Below are 18,467 nucleotides of genomic sequence, written 5' to 3'. Positions count from 1 at the left end.
CCAAACTCCCGACATTCATCCGGGAGATTTCCATGAGGCTCATTGCACGACTCGCCGTCCTCGTTGCGCTCTTGCCAGCGCCGGCGCTGGCGCAGAACACCCAGGCGTTCTACGACAACTACCTCGCGCTGCGCGCCCGGCTCGACACGCTGGTCAAGAACCGCGACATCGCCGAGGTCATGCCGGCCTTTGGCGACCAGTCCGATCCCGACGAGCTCGAGGCGCTGGAACTGCGGGTGCGCGAGATCTATCCGCGCGATTTCGAGAACGTCGCCCTGATCCGCCGCCACGACATGGACCACGGCTTCCGGCAGGAGCTGATCGCCTTCTGGGTCGGCGGGCAGTACATCTATGTCTACCTGCTGCTGCATGACCGCGAGGACGGGATCGTCGCGCTTGGCTTCAACTTCAACAGCGATTTCGACGAGCTGAATACCAAGTTCTAGGGCGCCGACCGCGCCCCTTGCGAGCCGCGTTCCCGGTAGGGCGTGGTGTTGTAATGCGCCCGGTAGCATTTCGAGAAATGCGAGGGCGAGGCAAAGCCGCAGGCCAGCGCCACGTTGATCACGCTCATGTCGGTCTGCATCAACAGGTTGCGCGCCTTTTCAAGCCGCAGTTCCATGTAATAGCGCTTGGGGCTCCGGTTCAGATAGCGCCGGAACAGCCGCTCGAGCTGTCGGGTCGACATGCCGACCTCCTTGGCCAGGATCGACGGGCTGATCGGTTCCTCGATATTGGCCTCCATCTTCTGGATCACCTGGCTTAGCTTGGGGTGGCGCACGCCGATGCGGGTGGGCACCGAGAGCCGCTGGCTGTCCTGGTCGGTGCGGATCGAGGAATAGATCATCTGGTCGGCCACCGCATTGGCCAACTCTGGCCCGTGATCGTCGGCCAGCACCTTGAGCATCATGTCGAGCGACGAAGTGCCGCCGGCGGTGGTGATGCGCGGGCCGTCGATGGCAAAGATCATCTTCGACAGGCCGACATCCTCGAATTCCTCGGCGAAACTGTCGTAGTTTTCCCAATGGATCGTGGCGCGGCGCCCGTCGAGCAGACCGGCCCGGGCCAGAGCATAGCTTCCCGTGCAAAGCCCGCCGATCACCGGCCCCTTGCGCGCCTCGCGGCGCAGCCAGTTCAGCAGACGTTTGGTGGTGGCCGCCTGAATGTCGATGCCGCCGCAGACAAGGATCACGTCGTCGCGCTGCAGCTCTTCCAGATCGCCCTGAAGCTGGAACGAGGTGCCGGCCGAGCAGCTCTGGCTCTCGCCGCCTTCGCCGAGAATGCGCCAGTCATAGAGCCTTTTGCCGGACATGCGGTTGGCCAGACGCAGGCATTCCAGCGCCGCCGAGAACGGCAGCAGAGAGAAATTCTCGAGCAGCACAAAGACGAACCGGCGCGGCTTGGCCGGTGCGTCAACCTGAACGTCTTCGATCTTGGAGTTCATTCGCGGCGGACCTTTGAAGTGGAGGTCTCTTTTCGACTTTTAATGTGTCGCAAAAGGACAGGTGGCCTCAGTTGGACCCAAGCCCTAGGCAAGGTCAAGCCCCAGACAATTCGCGTATGGTCACTCTGGGTTCGACTTTGTATAAGCGGGCCGTTCCGATATCGCTAACCACCGGAGATGTAGAGATGAGCGAGTGGCAAAAATCTGACTGGCGCAACAAGCCCCGGGTTCAGATGCCCGAGTATACCGACGCGGAGGCCCTGCACGCCGTAGAGGCGCAGCTGGCCCAATATCCGCCGCTCGTCTTTGCCGGCGAGGCCCGGACGTTGAAGGCCCGCCTGGCCGATGCGTCGCGCGGCGAGGCCTTCCTGTTGCAGGGCGGCGACTGCGCCGAGAGCTTCCAGCAGTTCTCGGCCGACGGCATCCGCGACACCTTCAAGGTGATGCTGCAGATGGCCATGGTGCTGACCTTCGGCGCCAAGGTGCCGGTGGTCAAGGTCGGCCGCATGGCCGGCCAGTTCGCCAAGCCGCGTTCGGCCCCGACCGAGGTCAAGAACGGGCAGGAGCTGCCGAGCTACCGTGGTGACATCATCAACGAGCTCGACTTCACGCCCGAAAGCCGCATTCCCGATCCGAAGAAGATGCTGCAGGCCTACACCCAGGCGGCGGCGACGCTGAACCTGCTGCGCGCTTTTTCGACCGGCGGTTATGCCGACGTGCATCAGGTGCACCAGTGGACGCTGGGCTTTACCGACCGCGAGGAAAGCGAAAAGTACCGCGACATGGCGAACCGCATCTCCGATGCGCTCGACTTCATGATCGCCGCCGGCGTGACCAGCGACAACAACCACGCGCTGCAGACGGTGGATTTCTACACCAGCCACGAGAGCCTGCTGCTGGAATACGAAGAGGCGCTGACCCGTCAGGACAGCACCTCCGGCAAATGGCTGGCCGGCTCCGGCCACATGCTCTGGATCGGCGACCGCACCCGTCAGCCCGACGGCGCGCATGTCGAGTTTGCCCGTGGCGTGCTTAACCCGATCGGTCTGAAATGCGGCCCGACCACCACCGCCGATGACCTCAAGGTGCTGATGTCGAAGCTGAACCCCAACAACGAGGCCGGCAAGCTGACGCTGATCGCGCGCTTTGGCGCAGGTTCGGTGGGCGAGCACCTGCCGCGGCTGATCAAGGCGGTTCAGGAAGAGGGCGCCAACGTGGTCTGGTCCTGCGATCCGATGCACGGCAACACCATCAAGTCGGCCACCGGCTACAAGACCCGGCCGTTCGACAGCGTGCTGCGCGAGGTCAAGGAATTCTTCGCCGTGCACAAGGCCGAGGGCACCATCCCCGGCGGCGTGCATTTCGAGATGACCGGCCAGGACGTGACCGAATGCACCGGCGGTGTCCGCGCGGTGACCGAAGAGGACCTGTCCGACCGCTACCACACCGCCTGCGATCCGCGTCTCAACGCCTCGCAGTCGCTGGAACTGGCCTTCCTCGTGGCCGAGGAACTGGTGGCGCGCCGCGACGCCAATGCCTCGAGCATGGCCGGCTGAGCACACTGACTGTCTTGCACAGAGAAACGCCCCCGCGATCTGCGGGGGCGTTTTGCTGTCAGGGGGTCAGCTGTCGGACTTGACCACCGTGAGATAGGGCACCCGGCTGGCGCTGCCCCCTTTGCGCGGCGGAACGCGCTGCGGCACCGGCGCCGCCAACCCGCCGCCCAGCGGCATCACGTCGGACCGGACGATCTCGAACCGCCGCGGGGCGCGGCCAACCGGGCCGTCGGTCACGAAACAGCCCAGCGCCCGGTTCACATCACCGAAATCATCCACCAGCGGCAGAAGCAGCAGGCGCCCGCAGAGCTCTGGCTTGCCCAGCCGCTTTTCGGCGATCAGCGACAGTTCGGCGCGCGCAGGGGCCGCAAACACCTGCGCCAGCGCATGCGACAACCGCTCGCGCGAGACCGGGACGATCATTGCCGACAGCGGCATGCCGCGCACCTCCATGCCCATCAGGTCGCACAGATGGGTGCCGCCAAGGCGCAGCCGCGCATGCGTCGGCGCGACCTGCTCGGCGATGAAGGCAAACTCCAGCGCGTGCTCGATGCCGCGCGGATCGATCTCCGACCGGGGCGGCACGTTGCGCCCGCCGCGCATCGCTTCCCAATAGGCCTCGACCTGTTGCAGCGGGCGGCACCAGCTCGCCCGCAGTTTTTCGTTCAGCGGCAGGACATCTGCCGCACCGCCCGAACCCTGGGATGCGTCGAATGGCACCCCGGGATGACTGTCACGTGAAGACATGGTTTCTTCCTCAACTCCGCCCTCCCATTGTCGCCTGAAAGGTTGCGGCTTTCACTTTGCGCGGCAATGGTTACCCAATTCCTAATATGCCACCATTATCTTTAATTGGGGGGACTTTCGGACCGGAAGGTTAACCCCGGCGGCGGGGCTGTCGTGGGGTTTCGGCTTGCCCGACCGGCAGGGATTGCCTATTCCGGTCGATAAATCATGCGGATAAGGGCGATTTCGCCGCCAGATCGGGCGGCCGCGCGGGGGATCAGGATGCTGCAATCGATGACAGGCTTCGCTGCCGGCCAGGGCGCCACCGGCGATTTCAGCTGGACCTGGGAAATCCGCGGGGTCAACGCCAAGGGGCTCGACCTGCGGATCCGCGTGCCCGACTGGATCGAGGGGCTCGAGGCCGAGCTGCGCAAGCAGGTCACCGGCGCGCTCAAACGCGGCAACGTCACGGTCAACCTGCGGCTCTCGCGCGAGGAAACCGCCGGCCGCCAGCGGCTCAACACCCAGCAGCTCGACGTGGTGCTGACCGCGCTGGCCGAGATCGAGCAGCAGGCGATCACCCGCCATGTCTCTCTCGCGCCCTCGACCGCGGCCGAGATCATCGCCCTGCGCGGCATGATGGAGATGGACGAGAATGAAACCGACACGGCGGCCCTGAAAGCCGGACTTCTGTCGGATTTTCAGGGAGTTCTGGCCTCTTTCTGCGAGATGAGATCAGCCGAGGGAAATTCCCTGCATGCGGTGCTCATCGCGCACCTGGACGAGATCGAAACCCTTGTCACCAAAGCGAAAACCGCCGCCGAGGCCCGCCGTCCGAAGGCCCGCGAGACACTGCGCCTGGCGCTGGCCGCGGTGATGGAAGGTGCCGCCGAGGTCGAGGAAGATCGTATCCTGCAAGAGTTGGCATTGCTGGCCGTCAAGGCGGATATCACAGAAGAAATCAATCGCTTGCACTCGCATGTGAAGGCAACACGTGAACTCTTGGCAAGCCCCGCCAGCGTGGGACGCAAGTTGGATTTCCTGATGCAGGAGTTCAACCGCGAGGCCAATACGCTCTGTTCCAAATCCGGCGACAGCGCGCTTACCGCCATCGGGCTCGATCTCAAGGCGGTGATCGACCAGATGCGCGAGCAAGTGCAGAACGTGGAGTAAAGAAGATGTCCGATCCCAAGCGCCGCGGCCTGTTGATCATCCTGTCCTCGCCCTCTGGCGCCGGCAAATCCACCCTCGCAAAACGGCTGCGGGCCTGGGACGACTCGATCGTCTTTTCGGTCTCGGCCACGACCCGAAAACCGCGCCCGGGCGAGGTTGACGGCGTCGACTATCACTTTGTTTCCGAAACGGAATTCAAGAAGACCGTGGCCGAGGGCGGCATGCTGGAACACGCCCACGTCTTCGGCAATTTCTACGGCTCGCCCAAGGCCGCGGTGGAAGAGGCGATCAACGCCGGCAAGGACGTGCTGTTCGACATCGACTGGCAGGGCGCGCAGCTGATCGAGAACTCCGATCTCGGCCGCCACACGCTCTCGGTCTTCCTGCTGCCGCCCTCGATCACCGAGCTGCGCCGCCGGCTGGAAACCCGCGCCCAGGACAGCGCCGAGGTGATCTCGAAGCGGATGCAGAAGAGCTGGGACGAGATAAGCCACTGGGGCAGCTACGATTTTGTTCTGGTGAACGACGATCTTGACGCCACCGAGGACAAGCTCAAGACCATCGTGACCGCCACCCGTCTGCGCCGGCTGCAACAGCCCGACCTGACGGACCACGTGCGCAAACTGCAATCGGAATTCGAGGATTTGCCATGACATTCTATGCACTTGACGGGCAGAGCCCCGAGGTGGACGAAGACAGCTGGATCGCCCCCGATGCCAATCTGATCGGCCGGGTCGTGGTCGAGGCCGGAGGCTCGGTCTGGTTCGGCAGCACCCTGCGCGGCGACAACGAGGAAATCCGCGTCGGCGCCGGCAGCAATATCCAGGAAAACGTTGTCTGCCATACGGATATGGGCTTTCCTTTGAGCATCGGGGCAGGGTGCACCATAGGCCACAAGGCGATGCTGCACGGCTGCACGATCGGTGAGAACTCGCTGATCGGCATGGGGGCGACGGTGCTTAACGGCGCAAAGATCGGCCGCAACTGCCTGATCGGCGCCAACGCGCTTATTACCGAGGGCAAGGAGATCCCGGACGGCAGCCTGGTGATGGGCGCGCCGGGCAAGGTGGTGCGCCAGCTGGACGAGGCGGCGATCGAGGGGCTGCGCAAATCCGCCAGACATTACCAGGACAACATGCGGCGGTTCCGCGCCGGGCTGAAGGCTCTCTGACATGCGCAACGACAAGGGAACGCTGATCCGCCCCGAGGTTCTGACCGAGGGCATCAGCCGGCCGGTGGTAACACCTCTTTCACCTTCTGTGGTCTACGCTTCGGAAACGCCCGACACGCTCGATTCGCAATACGAGGGTCGGGCGCAGGGGTACACCTATGCGCGCGAGGGGCATCCCAACGCCGATCTGCTGGCACGGCGGATCGCGGCGATGGAGGGCTGTGACGACGGGCTGATGCTGGGATCCGGCATGGCGGCGGTGACGGCGGTGCTGCTGGGGCTGTGCGAGAGCGACGATCATGTGATCGGCGGCGACCAGCTCTATGGCCGCTCGCTTCGGATGATGCGGGATGATCTGCCGCGGCTGGGCATTGCGACAAGCCTGGCCGATCCGACCGATGCCGAGGCCTTTCGCCGCGCGCTGCGGCCGGAGACCCGGCTGATCCTGCTGGAAGTGGTGTCGAACCCGACGCTGCGGGTGGCGGATGTGAAAGGGATCGCCGCGGTGGCGAAAGAGGCGGGCGTGCTGCTGGTGGTGGACAACACCTTCACCACGCCGCGCGGCATTCGGCCATTCGATCTGGGCGCGGACGTGGTGCTGCACTCGGTGACCAAGCTCTTGGCCGGGCATTCCGACGTGACGCTCGGCTGGGTCGCGGCGCGGGACGCGGGCCTGCAGAAGGCGATGTATGATTTCGCCGTGACCACCGGCATGACGCCGAGCCCGTTCGACTGTTGGCTGGCGGAACGCGGCATGCTGACCTTCGACCTGCGCTTCGAGCGGGCGCAGGCCACGGCCGAGGCACTGGCCGAGGCGCTTTCGGGCCTGCCGGGCGTCAAGCGCGTGCTTTATCCGACGCGCGGCGATCACCCGGACCGGGCACTGGCCGAGGCGCTGCTGACCGGCGGGTGCAACATGGTCTCCTTCGAGATCGAGGGTGGCAGGGCGCAGGCCAATGCGCTGACCGAGGCGGCCAAGGGCGTGGCCTTTGCTCCGACGCTGGGCGATGTCGGAACGACGCTGTCGCACCCGGCCTCGTCGTCGCACCGCGGGCTGACCGAAGAGGGGCGCGCGGCGCTGGGGATTACCGAGGGCTTCTTCCGGGTCTCGGTCGGGCTCGAGGAGCCGCAGGCGCTGATCGCGGAATTCACCCGCGCGGTGGCGGCAGCGCGGGCTGTCTGAGCATGCCCAACACCCGCGAGCTTCTGCAGTCGGTGGTCGACGCGCTGCCGCAGCCGATGGTGGTGATCGGCGACGACGAATACATCCACCACGTCAACGAGGCGGCGCAGCGGCTGGTGGGGCAGGCGGCGGTCGGCCGGCATTTCATCACCGCGCTGCGGCAACCGGCGCTGCTCGATACCGTCGAGGCCACGCTGCGCGATCACACTGCGCGACAGACCAACTTCCTGACGCGCGAGGATGGCCAGGACGTCACCTATTCGGTGCGCTGCGCCGCGATCCATGGTGGCGAGCGCCACGGCGTGCTGCTGAGCTTCGAGGATGTGACCCATGTCGAAGCCGCCAGCCAGATGCGCCGCGACTTCATCGCCAATGTCAGCCACGAGCTCAAGACACCGCTGACCGCGCTTCTGGGCTTTATCGAGACCATCCTGCATGGCCCCGCGCGCGAGGATGCCGCCGCGCGCAACCGCTTTCTCGGTATCATGGAATCCGAGGCAGAGCGGATGAACCGGCTGGTGGGCGATCTGTTGTCGCTGAACCGGGTCGAGGCGACCGAGCGGATGCGGCCGACCTCGCGGATCGACCTGGCGATACTGATGCGCTCGGTGATCAAGAGCCTGAGCGGCATTGCCGGTGAGGCGGGGCTCGAGATCCGGACACAGATGCCGGAGCCGCCGGTTTCGGTGCCGGGCGATGAGGACCAGCTGCGGCAGGTGCTGACCAACCTGATCGAGAACGCGGTGAAATATGCGGCCGATGGGGGCCGGATCGACATCACCCTGACGCCGCCGGCCTATCACCCGCGACTGCGGTGCGACGCGGTCGAACTGGTGGTGCGCGATTACGGGCCGGGCATCGACCCGGTGCATATCCCGCGGCTGACCGAGCGGTTCTATCGCGTCGACAGCCATCGGTCGCGGCAGAAGGGCGGCACCGGGCTGGGGCTGGCGATCGTCAAGCACATCGTCGGCAGGCACCGCGGACGGTTGCAGATCGACTCGGAACTGGGGCAGGGCACGTCCTTTCGGATCGTGCTGCCGGCGTGATTGGGCGGTTAGTCGAGTCGGCCTGACGAATCCGTTTGTAACAGAGCCCTGTCAAAGCGTGCATGACCCTAGGTCAACAACCACGGCACGACAGATTTCTTCCTTCTTCCAGCGAGAGAGCGGCGCGCTCGGTCGATGGAAATAACCGCCCTAAATCAACCAGTTGCAGCAACGCTCGCATGCTCCTCCGAAGAAAATCCGCAGATCGGTCAAGATTCCTGACCCTTGTCATAAAAGCGTTACGCAAGTGTCACAAAAGCATTGCCGACGATGACTAGCAGTGCCCGCAGCGGACGCCACGACGCAAGCAACCCCGGCGTCCCGACATGAGACAACAGGAGCTCTTCATGACCTTTGTGAAACTGACCGCCTCTGCCCTGGCGATCGCTGCCGTTTCCGCAACTGCCGCTTCGGCGCGCGATCAGATCCGCATCGTCGGCTCGTCGACCGTGTTCCCGTTCTCCACCGCCGTGGCCGAGCAATTCGGCAAGTCGACCGATTTTGCGACGCCCGTGGTTGAATCCACCGGTTCGGGTGGCGGTGTGAAACTGTTCTGCGCCGGCGTTGGCGAAGAGCACCCCGACATCACCAACGCCTCGCGCCGCATCAAGCAGTCCGAAGTCGAGCAGTGCATCGAGAACGGCGTCAACCTGACCGAGATCGTCGCCGGCTATGACGGCATCGTCATCGCCAACGCCAAGTCCGGCCCGGATTTCGAACTGACCCTCGGCCAGGTCTGGGAAGCTCTGGCGGCCAACGGCCCGCTGCCCACCACCTGGGACGAGATCGACCCGGCGCTGCCCGCGGTGGAAATCGAAGTGCTCGGCCCGCCGCCGACCTCCGGCACCCGCGACGCCTTTGAAGAGCTGGCCATGGCGGCTGGCTGCGAAGAGGCCGGTGGCGACGATTGCGAAGGCGAAGGCCTGCACATCCGCGACGACGGCAAGTTCATCGAATCCGGCGAGAACGACAACCTGATCGTGTCGAAGCTGGAAGCCAACGACCGCGCTCTGGGCATCTTCGGCTTCTCCTTCCTCGACCAGAACGCCGACGCCCTGAAAGGCGCCGTCGTCAATGACGTCGAGCCGACCTTCGACGCCATCGCCGCCGGCGACTACCCGGTGTCGCGCTCGATGTACTTCTACATCAAGCACGCGCATGTCGGCGTCATCCCCGGTGTCATCGAGTACGCCACCGAGTTCGTGAACGCCAATGGCGAAGACGGCTACCTGATCGATCTCGGCCTGATCCCGGTCAGCGAAGAGCTGATGGCTCAGAACCAGGACGCCGTGGCCAACCTGCCCGAGCTGACTGCCGAGAACTACTGATCGCTGATCGCGACTGACATCACCGAGGGCGGATCTCCGCCCTCGGTTCGCTTTTCCGGGTTGCCAAAGCCCGGACCCGACGCCCGTATCACCGCCCGAATACCCGGAGCCTGACTGATGGTTTTCACCCTAACGCTGGTCATTTTCGCGCTGGCAGTTGCGGCCTATCTGCTGTCGAGCCGCCGTGCCGCCAACGTGGCCGCGAGCGACGACGTCCACCTGCATTCCCGTCCGTCCTACCATGGTCTGCACAGCTTCCTCTGGGTGTTGATCACCGGCTGGGGCGTGCTGATCCTTCTGGTGATCTTCGGCAACTGGTGGGTGACCTCCAGCCTGATGTCGCAGATCGGCGAGGCGCGGCCCGATGCCGTGATGATCGAACGCCAACTGATCCTTTCCGACGCCCGCGCCATTGCCGAGGGCCGCATCTCGTCGGAAGACGGCGACCTGCGTCAGGCAGTGGCCCTGCGCTTTGCATCGCTCGACGCCATTCATTCCTGGGCGCTGATCGTGCTGGGGCTGGGCGGGGCCTTCCTCGCCGGGCTCTATTCCTATTCCCGCGTGGCGCCCGAATGGCGCGCCCGCAACCACAGCGAAAAGGTGATCCGCGCCGTGCTTCTGGTCATGGCCGGCATCGCCATCCTGACCACCATCGGCATCGTGCTGTCGCTGATCTTCGAGACCATGCGGTTCTTCAACGCCATCGACTGGCAGGTGCACAAGTATCTCTTCGGCACCACGTGGAGCCCACTGTCCGGCGTCTTCGAAGGCAAGATGGACGCTGACAAGGTGGGCGCGCTGCCGCTCTTTGCCGGGACGCTGCTGATCACCGCGATTGCCATGGTGGTCGCGGTGCCGGTGGGGCTGTTTGCCGCCATCTACCTGTCGGATTTCGCCTCGACCCGGGTGCGGGCCTTTGCCAAGCCGATGCTGGAGATCCTCGCCGGCATCCCGACCGTGGTCTACGGCTTCTTTGCCGCGATCACCCTGGCACCCTTGCTGCGCGACGGTGGCGAGGCGATCGGCATCCGCGTCGCCTCTGAATCGGCGCTGGCGGCGGGGATCGTGATGGGGGTGATGATCATCCCCTTCATCTCGTCGCTGTCCGATGACGTCATCAACTCGGTGCCGCAGTCGCTGCGCGACGCCTCGCTGGGGATTGGCGCCACCAAGGCCGAGACCATGCAGCAGGTGGTTCTGCCGGCGGCACTTCCGGGCATCGTCTCGGCGGTTCTGCTGGCCGTCAGCCGCGCCATCGGCGAGACGATGATCGTGGTGATGGCGGCCGGGCAGGGCGCCAACCTCACCGCCAACCCGCTCGAGGCGGTGACCACCGTGACCGTGCAGATCGTGGCGCTGATCACCGGCGACACCGAGGCCGAAACCGCGGCCGGACCGGCCTTTACCCTGGGGTTCACGCTGTTCGTGCTGACCCTGATCATGAACATGGCGGCGCAGCGGCTTGTCGCGAAGTACCGTGAAAAGTACGACTGAGAAGGCATTGAGACATGGCTGATATCTCTACCAATCCCCAAGACGGTCGCGGCTTTGATCACGGCACCATCCTCGGCGGCTCGTCGCGCTTGCGCCGTCGCCGCTGGGCCGAACTGCGGCTCAAGGCCTATGGCATTGCCGCCATCGGCGTGGCCGGTTTCGCCCTCGTGGCGCTGCTCAGCTCGGTCGTGATGCAGGCGTCCAAGGCGCTGACCGAACATTACATCACTGCCGAGGTGACGCTCGACCCCGAGGTGCTGGGCATCGCGCCCGACGCCACCGGCAACGAGCTGCTGCGCGCCGATTTCGACGGTCTGACCACGCAGATGCTGCGCGAGGCCTTCCCCGAGGCCAGCGGCCGCACCGTGCGCCGGGCGCTCGGCAACCTCGTCTCGGGCGGCGCGCCCTTTGAACTGGCCGACAAGATCACCGCCGAGCCCGAGCTGCTGGGCCAGACCATCACCTATGATTTCCTGGCCTCGGACGTGACCGACCTTTACCTCAAGGACGAATACGGCACGCTGAACGCCGAGACCGTGACCGGCACGCTGAGCGTGACCGAAGGCGAGGGCGGCGATCTGGTGCTGACCTCCAGCGCAGACGATTTCCTCGGCGCGCTGATGGCGGTGAAGGAACAGCTTTTCGTCGATGTCGAGGACCTGCGGGTCAAGGCCGCGCGCCAGGCCAATGCCGTCGCCGTCTATGGTGAGCGCGCGTCTGCCGCCGAGACCGCCGAAGAACGTGAGAAACAGCTCGCCAAGGCCGAAAAGGCCCGGACGCAGGAGCAGGAGTTGCTCGATGAGGCCAATGCGCTCGAGGCGCGGGCCCGTGGGGCAGGCGGCTCGGAAGCGGTCGACGACGAGAACATCTCGCTTCTGGTCAAGGCCGGTGGCGGCTGGATCCGCCTGACCGAGGTCGGCGCCCGCGAGGCCAAGGGCGAAGCCCTGACCGCCGTGACCCTGCCGGTCGACGGCAGCACCGACTGGGGCTTCTACACCACCAGCCAGCCGGAATCGGCGCGCAAGGTCAGCGATCACCAGATCGTCTGGATCGAGACGCTAAAGGAACGCGGTCAGATCAAGGAGACCTTCAACTGGCGCTTCTTCACTGCCGCCGACAGCCGCGCGCCGGAACTGGCCGGTATCCGTGGCGCGCTGGTGGGCTCGCTGCTGACCATGGCGGTGACCTTTGGCCTCGCGTTCCCCATCGGCGTGCTGGGCGCGATCTATCTCGAGGAATTCGCACCGAAAAACCGCTTTACCGCCTTCCTCGAGGTGAACATCAACAACCTCGCGGCGGTGCCTTCGATCGTCTTCGGCCTGCTGGGGCTGGCGGTTTTCCTCAATGTCTTCGGCGTGCCGCGCTCGGCGCCCCTGGCCGGTGGCATCGTGCTGGCGCTGATGACCTTGCCGACGATCATCATCGCCGCCCGCGCCGCGATCCAGGCGGTGCCGCCGTCGATCCGTGAAGCGGCGCTGGGTGTCGGTGCCTCGAACGTGCAGGCGAGCTTCCACCACGTGCTGCCGCTGGCGATGCCCGGCATCCTGACCGGCACGATCATCGGCATGGCGCAAGCCCTGGGCGAAACCGCGCCGTTGATCATGATCGGCATGGTGGCCTTCATCGTCGACGTGCCGACCTCTCTGACCGACAGCGCCACGGTGCTGCCCGTGCAGGTCTATCGCTGGTCCGACTTCCCCGAACGTGCCTTCGAGGCACGCACAGCGGCGGCGATCTGCGTCCTGCTTCTCTTCCTTGTCCTCATGAACCTTCTGGCCATCGTGCTGCGCCGCCGGTTCGAGCGCCGCTGGTAACGAAAGGAACCCCCATGTACGATACCCCGAAAGCGGAGACTGCAGTGACGTCCAACGAGATCAAGTTCTCGGCCCGGAATGTCGATGTGTTCTACGGCGACACCCATGCCATCAAGAACATCGACGTCGACATCGAGGCCAACACCGTGACGGCCTTCATCGGCCCGTCGGGCTGCGGCAAGTCGACCTTCCTGCGCTGTCTCAACCGGATGAACGACACCATCGAGATCTGCCGGGTCAAGGGCGACATCCGCCTCGATGGCGAGGACATCTACGACAAGAAGGTCGATCCGGTGCAACTGCGCGCCAAGGTGGGCATGGTGTTCCAGAAGCCGAACCCCTTCCCCAAGTCGATCTACGACAATATCGCTTATGGCCCGCGCATCCACGGCCTGGCCCGCAGCAAGGCCGATCTCGACGTGATCGTCGAGAAATCGCTCCGCCGCGGCGCGATCTGGGACGAGGTCAAGGACCGGCTGCACGCGCCCGGCACCGGCCTTTCCGGCGGCCAGCAGCAGCGTCTGTGCATTGCCCGCGCGATTGCCACCGAGCCCGAGGTGCTGTTGATGGACGAGCCCTGTTCGGCGCTCGACCCGATTGCCACCGCCCAGGTCGAAGAGCTGATCGACGAGCTGCGCTCGCAGTATTCGGTGGTGATCGTCACCCACTCGATGCAGCAGGCCGCCCGCGTCAGCCAGAAGACCGCCTTCTTCCACTTGGGCAACCTCGTGGAATTCGGCGACACCTCGAAAATCTTCACCATGCCCGACGATCCCCGGACCGAAAGCTACATCACCGGTCGGATCGGGTAAGGAGCACATCATGCAAGAGCACATTGTCAGTTCCTTCGACCGCGACCTCGAAAGCATCCAGGCGCGGATCATGAAAATGGGTGGCCTGGTCGAACAGGCGATCCGCGACGGCGCCGAGGCGCTCGAGGCCCGCGACGAAGAGCTCAGCGACAAGGTTCGCCGTGGCGACAAGGCGATCGACGAGCTCGACGAGCTGATCCACGAGGAAGCCGCCCGGGTGATCGCCCTGCGCGCGCCCACCGCCGTCGACCTGCGGGTGATCCTGTCGGTGATGAAGACCGCCAACGATCTGGAACGGATCGGCGACCTCGCCAAGAACATGGCCAAGCGCAACTCGGTGCTGATGCAGCTGGCGCAGATCGACGGCACCACCTCGGCGCTGCGTCGCATGGCGCGGGTTGTCGAGGTGATGCTGAAGGACGCGCTCGACAGCTACATCCAGCGCGACGCGGCGCTGGCCCGTGATGTCATCCAGCGCGACCGCGACGTCGACCAGATGTACAACGCCACCTTCCGCGAATTCCTGACCTTCATGATGGAAGACCCGCGCAACATCACCGCCTGCATGCACCTGCATTTCATCGCCAAGAACATCGAGCGCATGGGCGACCACGTGACCTCGGTGGCCGAACAGGTGGTCTTTCTCGTCGAAGGCGCGATGCCGGCCGAGCGCGAGAAGGGCGACCGCACCTCGCTCGACAAGTCGCTTTCGCCGGAAGCGGGGGCCTGAGCATGTCGGTGGATCAACCCACGGTGCTGATCGTCGAGGATGAGCCGGCGCAACGCGAGGTGCTGTCCTACAACCTCGAGGCCGAGGGCTTTCGCGTCAGCCGCGCCGAGGACGGCGAGCAGGCGCTGCTGCTCGCGGAAGAGGAAGCGCCGGACATCATCGTGCTGGACTGGATGCTGCCCAATGTCTCGGGCATCGAGGTCTGCCGCAGGCTGAAATCGCGGCCCGAAACCCGGGCCGTGCCGGTCATCATGCTCTCGGCCCGGGCGGAAGAGGTCGACCGGGTGCGCGGCCTCGAGACCGGGGCCGACGACTATGTGGTGAAGCCTTACTCGGTGGTCGAGCTGATGGCCCGGGTACGCGCGCAGTTGCGCCGCACGCGGCCCGCCAGTGTGGGTGAACGGCTGGAATACGAGGATATCGTGCTGGATGCCGAGACCCACCGGGTGACCCGCGCCGACCAGCCGCTGAAGCTCGGGCCGACCGAGTTTCGCCTGCTGACCACCTTCATGGAAAAGCCCGGCCGGGTCTGGACCCGCGAACAACTGCTCGACCGGGTCTGGGGCCGCGACATCTATGTCGACACCCGCACCGTCGACGTGCATATCGGCCGGCTGCGCAAGGCGCTCTGCCAATTTGGCGGCAGCGATCCGCTGCGCACCGTGCGCGGTGCCGGCTACGCGCTGGGCTGACCGACCGAAGACGACCGCAAGGGCGGAGGAGGGCGCTCCTCAAGCCCTTGTGGGCTTTCCTCGCCGCCGCGGCGTCATTTGATCAAATCCCGGTTTCCTTCGCCCGTGCCGATGCGCTACTCTCGGCGCAATTCAGCGAATTCCACGGGAGGCCCGCGATGTCTGCATTAGATGTGACCCCTTTGAAGCCCAAGGACGCGCCCGATCTCGGCCGGTTCGACTGGTCCGATCCGCTGCGGCTCTCGGCCCAGCTCACCGAGGAAGAGCGCATGGTGGCCGAGTCCGCCCGCGCCTATGCCAGCGAGAAACTGGCCCCGCGGGTGATCGATGCTTACGAGAATGAGACCATCGCGCCCGAGCTTTTCGCCGAGATGGGCGAGATGGGCCTTCTTGGCACCACAATCCCCGAGGCCTATGGCGGCATCGGCGCGGGCTATGTCTCCTACGGCCTTGTAGCGCGCGAGATCGAACGGATCGACAGCGGCTATCGTTCGATGATGTCGGTCCAATCCAGCCTAGTAATGTATCCGATCTACGCCTATGGCACCGAGGAACAGCGCCAGAAGTACCTGCCGAAGCTCGCCAGCGGCGACTGGATCGGCTGTTTCGGCCTGACCGAGCCCGATGCCGGCTCCGATCCCGGCGGCATGAAGACCCGCGCACAGAAGATCGACGGCGGCTATCGGTTGACCGGCTCGAAGATGTGGATCTCCAACGCGCCGATCGCCGATGTCTTCGTGGTCTGGGCCAAGTCGGATGCCCACGACGGCAAGATCAAGGGCTTCGTGCTGGAGAAGGGCACCAAGGGGCTCAGCGCGCCCAAGATCGGCGGCAAGCTGTCGCTGCGCACCTCGGTCACCGGCGAGATCGTGCTGGATGGCGTCGAGGTCGGCGAAGACGCGCTGCTGCCCAATGTCTCGGGCCTCAAGGGACCATTCGGCTGCCTCAACCGGGCGCGCTATGGCATTGCCTGGGGCGTGATGGGTGCCGCCGAGTTCTGCTGGCAGGCGGCGCGCAGCTATGGCCTCGACCGGACGCAATTCGGCAAACCGCTGGCCGGAACGCAACTCTACCAGAAGAAATTGGCCGACATGCAGACCGAGATCACCCTGGGCCTGCAGGCCGCGTTGCAGGTCGGCCGGCTGATGGACGAGGCCAATGCCGCGCCCGAGATGATCAGCCTGATCAAGCGCAACAACTGCGGCAAGGCGCTGGATATCGCCCGGATGGCGCGCGACATGCACGGCGGCAACGGCATTTCCGGCGAATTCCAGGTGATCCGCCACATGGTCAACCTCGAGACGGTGAACACCTACGAGGGCACGCATGACGTCCATGCGCTGATCCTCGGCCGGGCGCAGACCGGGCTTCAGGCGTTCTTCTGAGCCTTTGTCCGGCGGCACGCCCGCCGGACACCTTCAGAAATCGAGGAACTTGGCGCTGGCAAAGCCGGTCTTGCCATTGGGCCCCGTGATCTGCCACCACATCCAGTTTTCGTCAACGCAGGTCGCCAAGGCCCCGCGATCAAACGGTTTGTCCGCATTGGCCGCCTCGCAGAGCGCGGCACAGGCGGCGTGATCCGGGTGGTCGGTATTGGCGGCGAAGCTCTCGCCGATCTCGAAGGTCTTGCCCAGCGGCAGCTCGCCCAGCTTTTCAGAGTCTACCGTAGGTTCAGCCCGCAATGACGTGTAATTGTTCACGTTTATGACTTCGGCCACACCATCCTCCGAGCGGCACGGCGTCGGCTTGGTCAGCTCGGCGGCCTCGGATCTGGCGGGCAGGGCGCTGCCATCCTCCAGCGCCGAGAGGCTGGTCTCCGCCGGGAACTTCGCCAGGGCCGGAATGGGCGCCCAGAGGTACATCAGGTCCGGGTCGCCGCAGTCATCCGGGCCGATGCCGGTGTTGGTCTCGCCATCGACGCCACAGATCAACGGCAAGGGCGTGCCATCCCCGGAGGCAGCCACGGTGGCGGAACATTCCTGCACATCCTCGCTGGCGAACTGCAGCTCGTAGCGGTCCCGTATCGCGCCGCCGGCGGTCCAGCTGGAAACCGAGAGCTGAAAGACCTCGCCATTGCCTTCGAAGTCCAGCTGGCCTTCGGCCAGCCGCGAGGGCCATGTGGTAAGGTTCTGACAGGCATTGAAAAACCCGCGATCCGAGAGCGCCGGTTCCTCGAAGCCGGTAAGCTCGATATCCCAGCGGCCGGCCTTGTTGACGCTGTCGATCTCCAGCCGCCGGGTCACGCTCAGCGCCGCCACCAGATCGGCATCAAGGAACGGCCGCGCCTTGTCCGGCCGGGGTTGCGCGGCCAGCGTGTAGAACCGCAGCAGGTCCTCGGCCGTGGCAGTCTCGCCAAGGTCCGGCGCTGAAAACCCCAAGGTACCGCCGACATGCAGAACGCGGTGGGTCAGCCCGGGGGCCGCGCCCTGGGCCACGGTGCCGAACATGAAGACCAACGCACAGCTCCCGGTGCAGGCCGCGCCATCGTCGACAACGGTTCCGATATCATTATCAACCAGATACTGCGCGATCTTCAGGCTTTCATCGAAGTCACCGCCGGGGCTGTCGAGGCACAGGGTCTTCCAGCGACCGTCAGCCTCTGACGGCCAGGTCAGGGGTTGCTCGAAAGACAGCTCAGAGAGCACGTCAGCATCGCCGGGCGCGATCTCGCCACGCAGGGTGGCCTGACAGAGCCCGAGGGTGCCAGGCGCGATCTCCAGCGCCATGGAGGGGTGCGGCAAGAGCATCAGCGACAGAAACGCGGAACTGGTGAGATAGAGGATACGGGTCACTGGAAGCACTCCCAAGTGGGTCCTTGATTTCAAGCGTAGCGTGAGAGGATGGTTCGGATCAAGTGCGGGTGTGAGCGATACTTGAACCGCGACTCCTATTGGCGTTGAGGGTAGGGGCGTCGACCCATTTCCTCCATCATCTTTTCCCGGAACACCTCGGCGGGGGTCTTCCATCCGAGGCATTTTCTGGGTGTTGCGTTGAGGCGGTCACAGATCATCTTCAATTCATGATCTGAGATTGCCGTGATGTCGCGCTTGCGGGGTAGCCATCTTCGGACCCGTCGGTTGGTGTTCTCGACGGTGCCTTTTTGCCACGGCGAGGAGGGATCGCAGAACCACGTCTGGGTACCGATCTCGGCCTGCAGATGCGGCCAGCTGACGAACTCGGTGCCGCGGTCGAAGGTGATGGACTTGCGCGCCAGGTGAGGCAGGTCGCGCACTGCCTTCATGATATTGCCCATGACCGGCTTGGTGCGCTTGTTCGGGTTCTTCAGCAGCACCGT

Annotated in this window: 18 protein-coding genes; 14 read left to right on the top strand and 4 right to left on the bottom strand. The window is 64.9% G+C overall.

Annotated elements, in window-relative coordinates; all coding sequences use genetic code 11:
- Positions 1-32: 32 nt before the first annotated feature.
- Complete coding sequence (locus ACN0SE_RS16975) at positions 33-446, top strand: hypothetical protein (RefSeq protein WP_417525721.1); 414 nt, start codon at positions 33-35, stop codon at positions 444-446.
- Here the strand turns inward: ACN0SE_RS16975 and ACN0SE_RS16970 are convergent.
- Complete coding sequence (locus tag ACN0SE_RS16970; protein ID WP_417525720.1) at positions 443-1,444, bottom strand: GlxA family transcriptional regulator; 1,002 nt, start codon at positions 1,442-1,444, stop codon at positions 443-445. The genes ACN0SE_RS16975 and ACN0SE_RS16970 overlap by 4 nt on opposite strands.
- 185 nt (positions 1,445-1,629) lie before the next feature.
- Between ACN0SE_RS16970 and ACN0SE_RS16965 the strand changes: the two genes are divergently transcribed.
- Positions 1,630-3,000, top strand: a complete 1,371-nt coding sequence (locus ACN0SE_RS16965) for a class II 3-deoxy-7-phosphoheptulonate synthase (protein ID WP_417525719.1) — start codon at positions 1,630-1,632, stop codon at positions 2,998-3,000.
- Positions 3,001-3,066: 66 nt separating this feature from the next.
- Here ACN0SE_RS16965 and ACN0SE_RS16960 read toward each other — a convergent pair whose 3' ends face one another.
- Entirely contained in the window at positions 3,067-3,747 is a 681-nt protein-coding gene (locus tag ACN0SE_RS16960; protein WP_417525718.1) for a PAS domain-containing protein, read from the bottom strand.
- A gap of 273 nt (positions 3,748-4,020) precedes the next feature.
- Here ACN0SE_RS16960 and ACN0SE_RS16955 point away from each other — a divergent pair, with 273 nt between their 5' ends.
- The 12 genes from ACN0SE_RS16955 (at position 4,021) to ACN0SE_RS16900 (ending at position 16,557) form a co-directional block, all read left to right on the top strand.
- On the top strand, positions 4,021-4,899 hold the full coding sequence (locus ACN0SE_RS16955) for a YicC/YloC family endoribonuclease (protein ID WP_417525717.1): 879 nt from the start codon (positions 4,021-4,023) through the stop codon (positions 4,897-4,899).
- 5 nt (positions 4,900-4,904) lie between these two features.
- Complete coding sequence (gene gmk, locus ACN0SE_RS16950; RefSeq protein ID WP_417525716.1) at positions 4,905-5,552, top strand: guanylate kinase; 648 nt, start codon at positions 4,905-4,907, stop codon at positions 5,550-5,552.
- On the top strand, positions 5,549-6,070 hold the full coding sequence (locus ACN0SE_RS16945) for a gamma carbonic anhydrase family protein (RefSeq protein ID WP_417525715.1): 522 nt from the start codon (positions 5,549-5,551) through the stop codon (positions 6,068-6,070). Before gmk ends, ACN0SE_RS16945 begins: the two co-directional genes overlap by 4 nt.
- A gap of 1 nt (position 6,071) precedes the next feature.
- Positions 6,072-7,253 carry a trans-sulfuration enzyme family protein gene (locus ACN0SE_RS16940; RefSeq protein WP_417525714.1) on the top strand — a complete coding sequence of 394 codons (1,182 nt, stop codon included), beginning with the start codon at positions 6,072-6,074 and terminating at the stop codon, positions 7,251-7,253.
- A gap of 2 nt (positions 7,254-7,255) precedes the next feature.
- Positions 7,256-8,302, top strand: coding sequence for an ATP-binding protein (locus ACN0SE_RS16935; RefSeq protein WP_417525713.1), 1,047 nt, complete (start codon positions 7,256-7,258; stop codon positions 8,300-8,302).
- Between the two features lie 347 nt (positions 8,303-8,649).
- On the top strand, positions 8,650-9,630 hold the full coding sequence (locus ACN0SE_RS16930; RefSeq protein WP_417525712.1) for a substrate-binding domain-containing protein: 981 nt from the start codon (positions 8,650-8,652) through the stop codon (positions 9,628-9,630).
- Between the two features lie 117 nt (positions 9,631-9,747).
- Positions 9,748-11,124, top strand: coding sequence for a phosphate ABC transporter permease subunit PstC (pstC, locus tag ACN0SE_RS16925; RefSeq protein WP_417525711.1), 1,377 nt, complete (start codon positions 9,748-9,750; stop codon positions 11,122-11,124).
- Positions 11,125-11,138: 14 nt separating this feature from the next.
- The gene (gene pstA, locus ACN0SE_RS16920) at positions 11,139-12,938 is read left to right on the top strand and encodes a phosphate ABC transporter permease PstA (RefSeq protein ID WP_417525710.1); all 1,800 of its coding nucleotides are present in this window, start codon (positions 11,139-11,141) and stop codon (positions 12,936-12,938) included.
- A 14-nt stretch (positions 12,939-12,952) separates the two neighbouring features.
- Positions 12,953-13,750: a phosphate ABC transporter ATP-binding protein PstB gene (gene pstB / locus ACN0SE_RS16915; protein ID WP_417525709.1), complete on the top strand. Its 798-nt coding sequence runs from the start codon at positions 12,953-12,955 to the stop codon at positions 13,748-13,750.
- A 10-nt stretch (positions 13,751-13,760) separates the two neighbouring features.
- Positions 13,761-14,480, top strand: coding sequence for a phosphate signaling complex protein PhoU (gene phoU, locus ACN0SE_RS16910; RefSeq protein WP_417525708.1), 720 nt, complete (start codon positions 13,761-13,763; stop codon positions 14,478-14,480).
- A 2-nt stretch (positions 14,481-14,482) separates the two neighbouring features.
- Positions 14,483-15,172 (top strand): phosphate regulon transcriptional regulator PhoB, encoded by a 690-nt coding sequence (phoB, locus tag ACN0SE_RS16905; RefSeq protein WP_417525707.1) that lies wholly within the window; start codon positions 14,483-14,485, stop codon positions 15,170-15,172.
- A 158-nt stretch (positions 15,173-15,330) separates the two neighbouring features.
- On the top strand, positions 15,331-16,557 hold the full coding sequence (locus ACN0SE_RS16900) for an acyl-CoA dehydrogenase (protein ID WP_417525706.1): 1,227 nt from the start codon (positions 15,331-15,333) through the stop codon (positions 16,555-16,557).
- Between the two features lie 33 nt (positions 16,558-16,590).
- On the opposite strand, the gene ACN0SE_RS16895 is transcribed toward ACN0SE_RS16900, so the two are convergent.
- Both ACN0SE_RS16895 and ACN0SE_RS16890 read right to left on the bottom strand, forming a co-directional pair.
- Entirely contained in the window at positions 16,591-17,964 is a 1,374-nt protein-coding gene (locus ACN0SE_RS16895) for a hypothetical protein (RefSeq protein ID WP_417525705.1), read from the bottom strand.
- A gap of 95 nt (positions 17,965-18,059) precedes the next feature.
- A partial coding sequence (locus ACN0SE_RS16890) for an IS30 family transposase (protein WP_417525704.1) occupies positions 18,060-18,467 on the bottom strand: 408 nt, incomplete at its 5' end.

Source organism: Marinovum sp. (genome assembly GCF_048263515.1).
GTDB lineage: Bacteria > Pseudomonadota > Alphaproteobacteria > Rhodobacterales > Rhodobacteraceae > Marinovum.
This window is presented reverse-complemented; position numbering and strand designations above follow the sequence as displayed.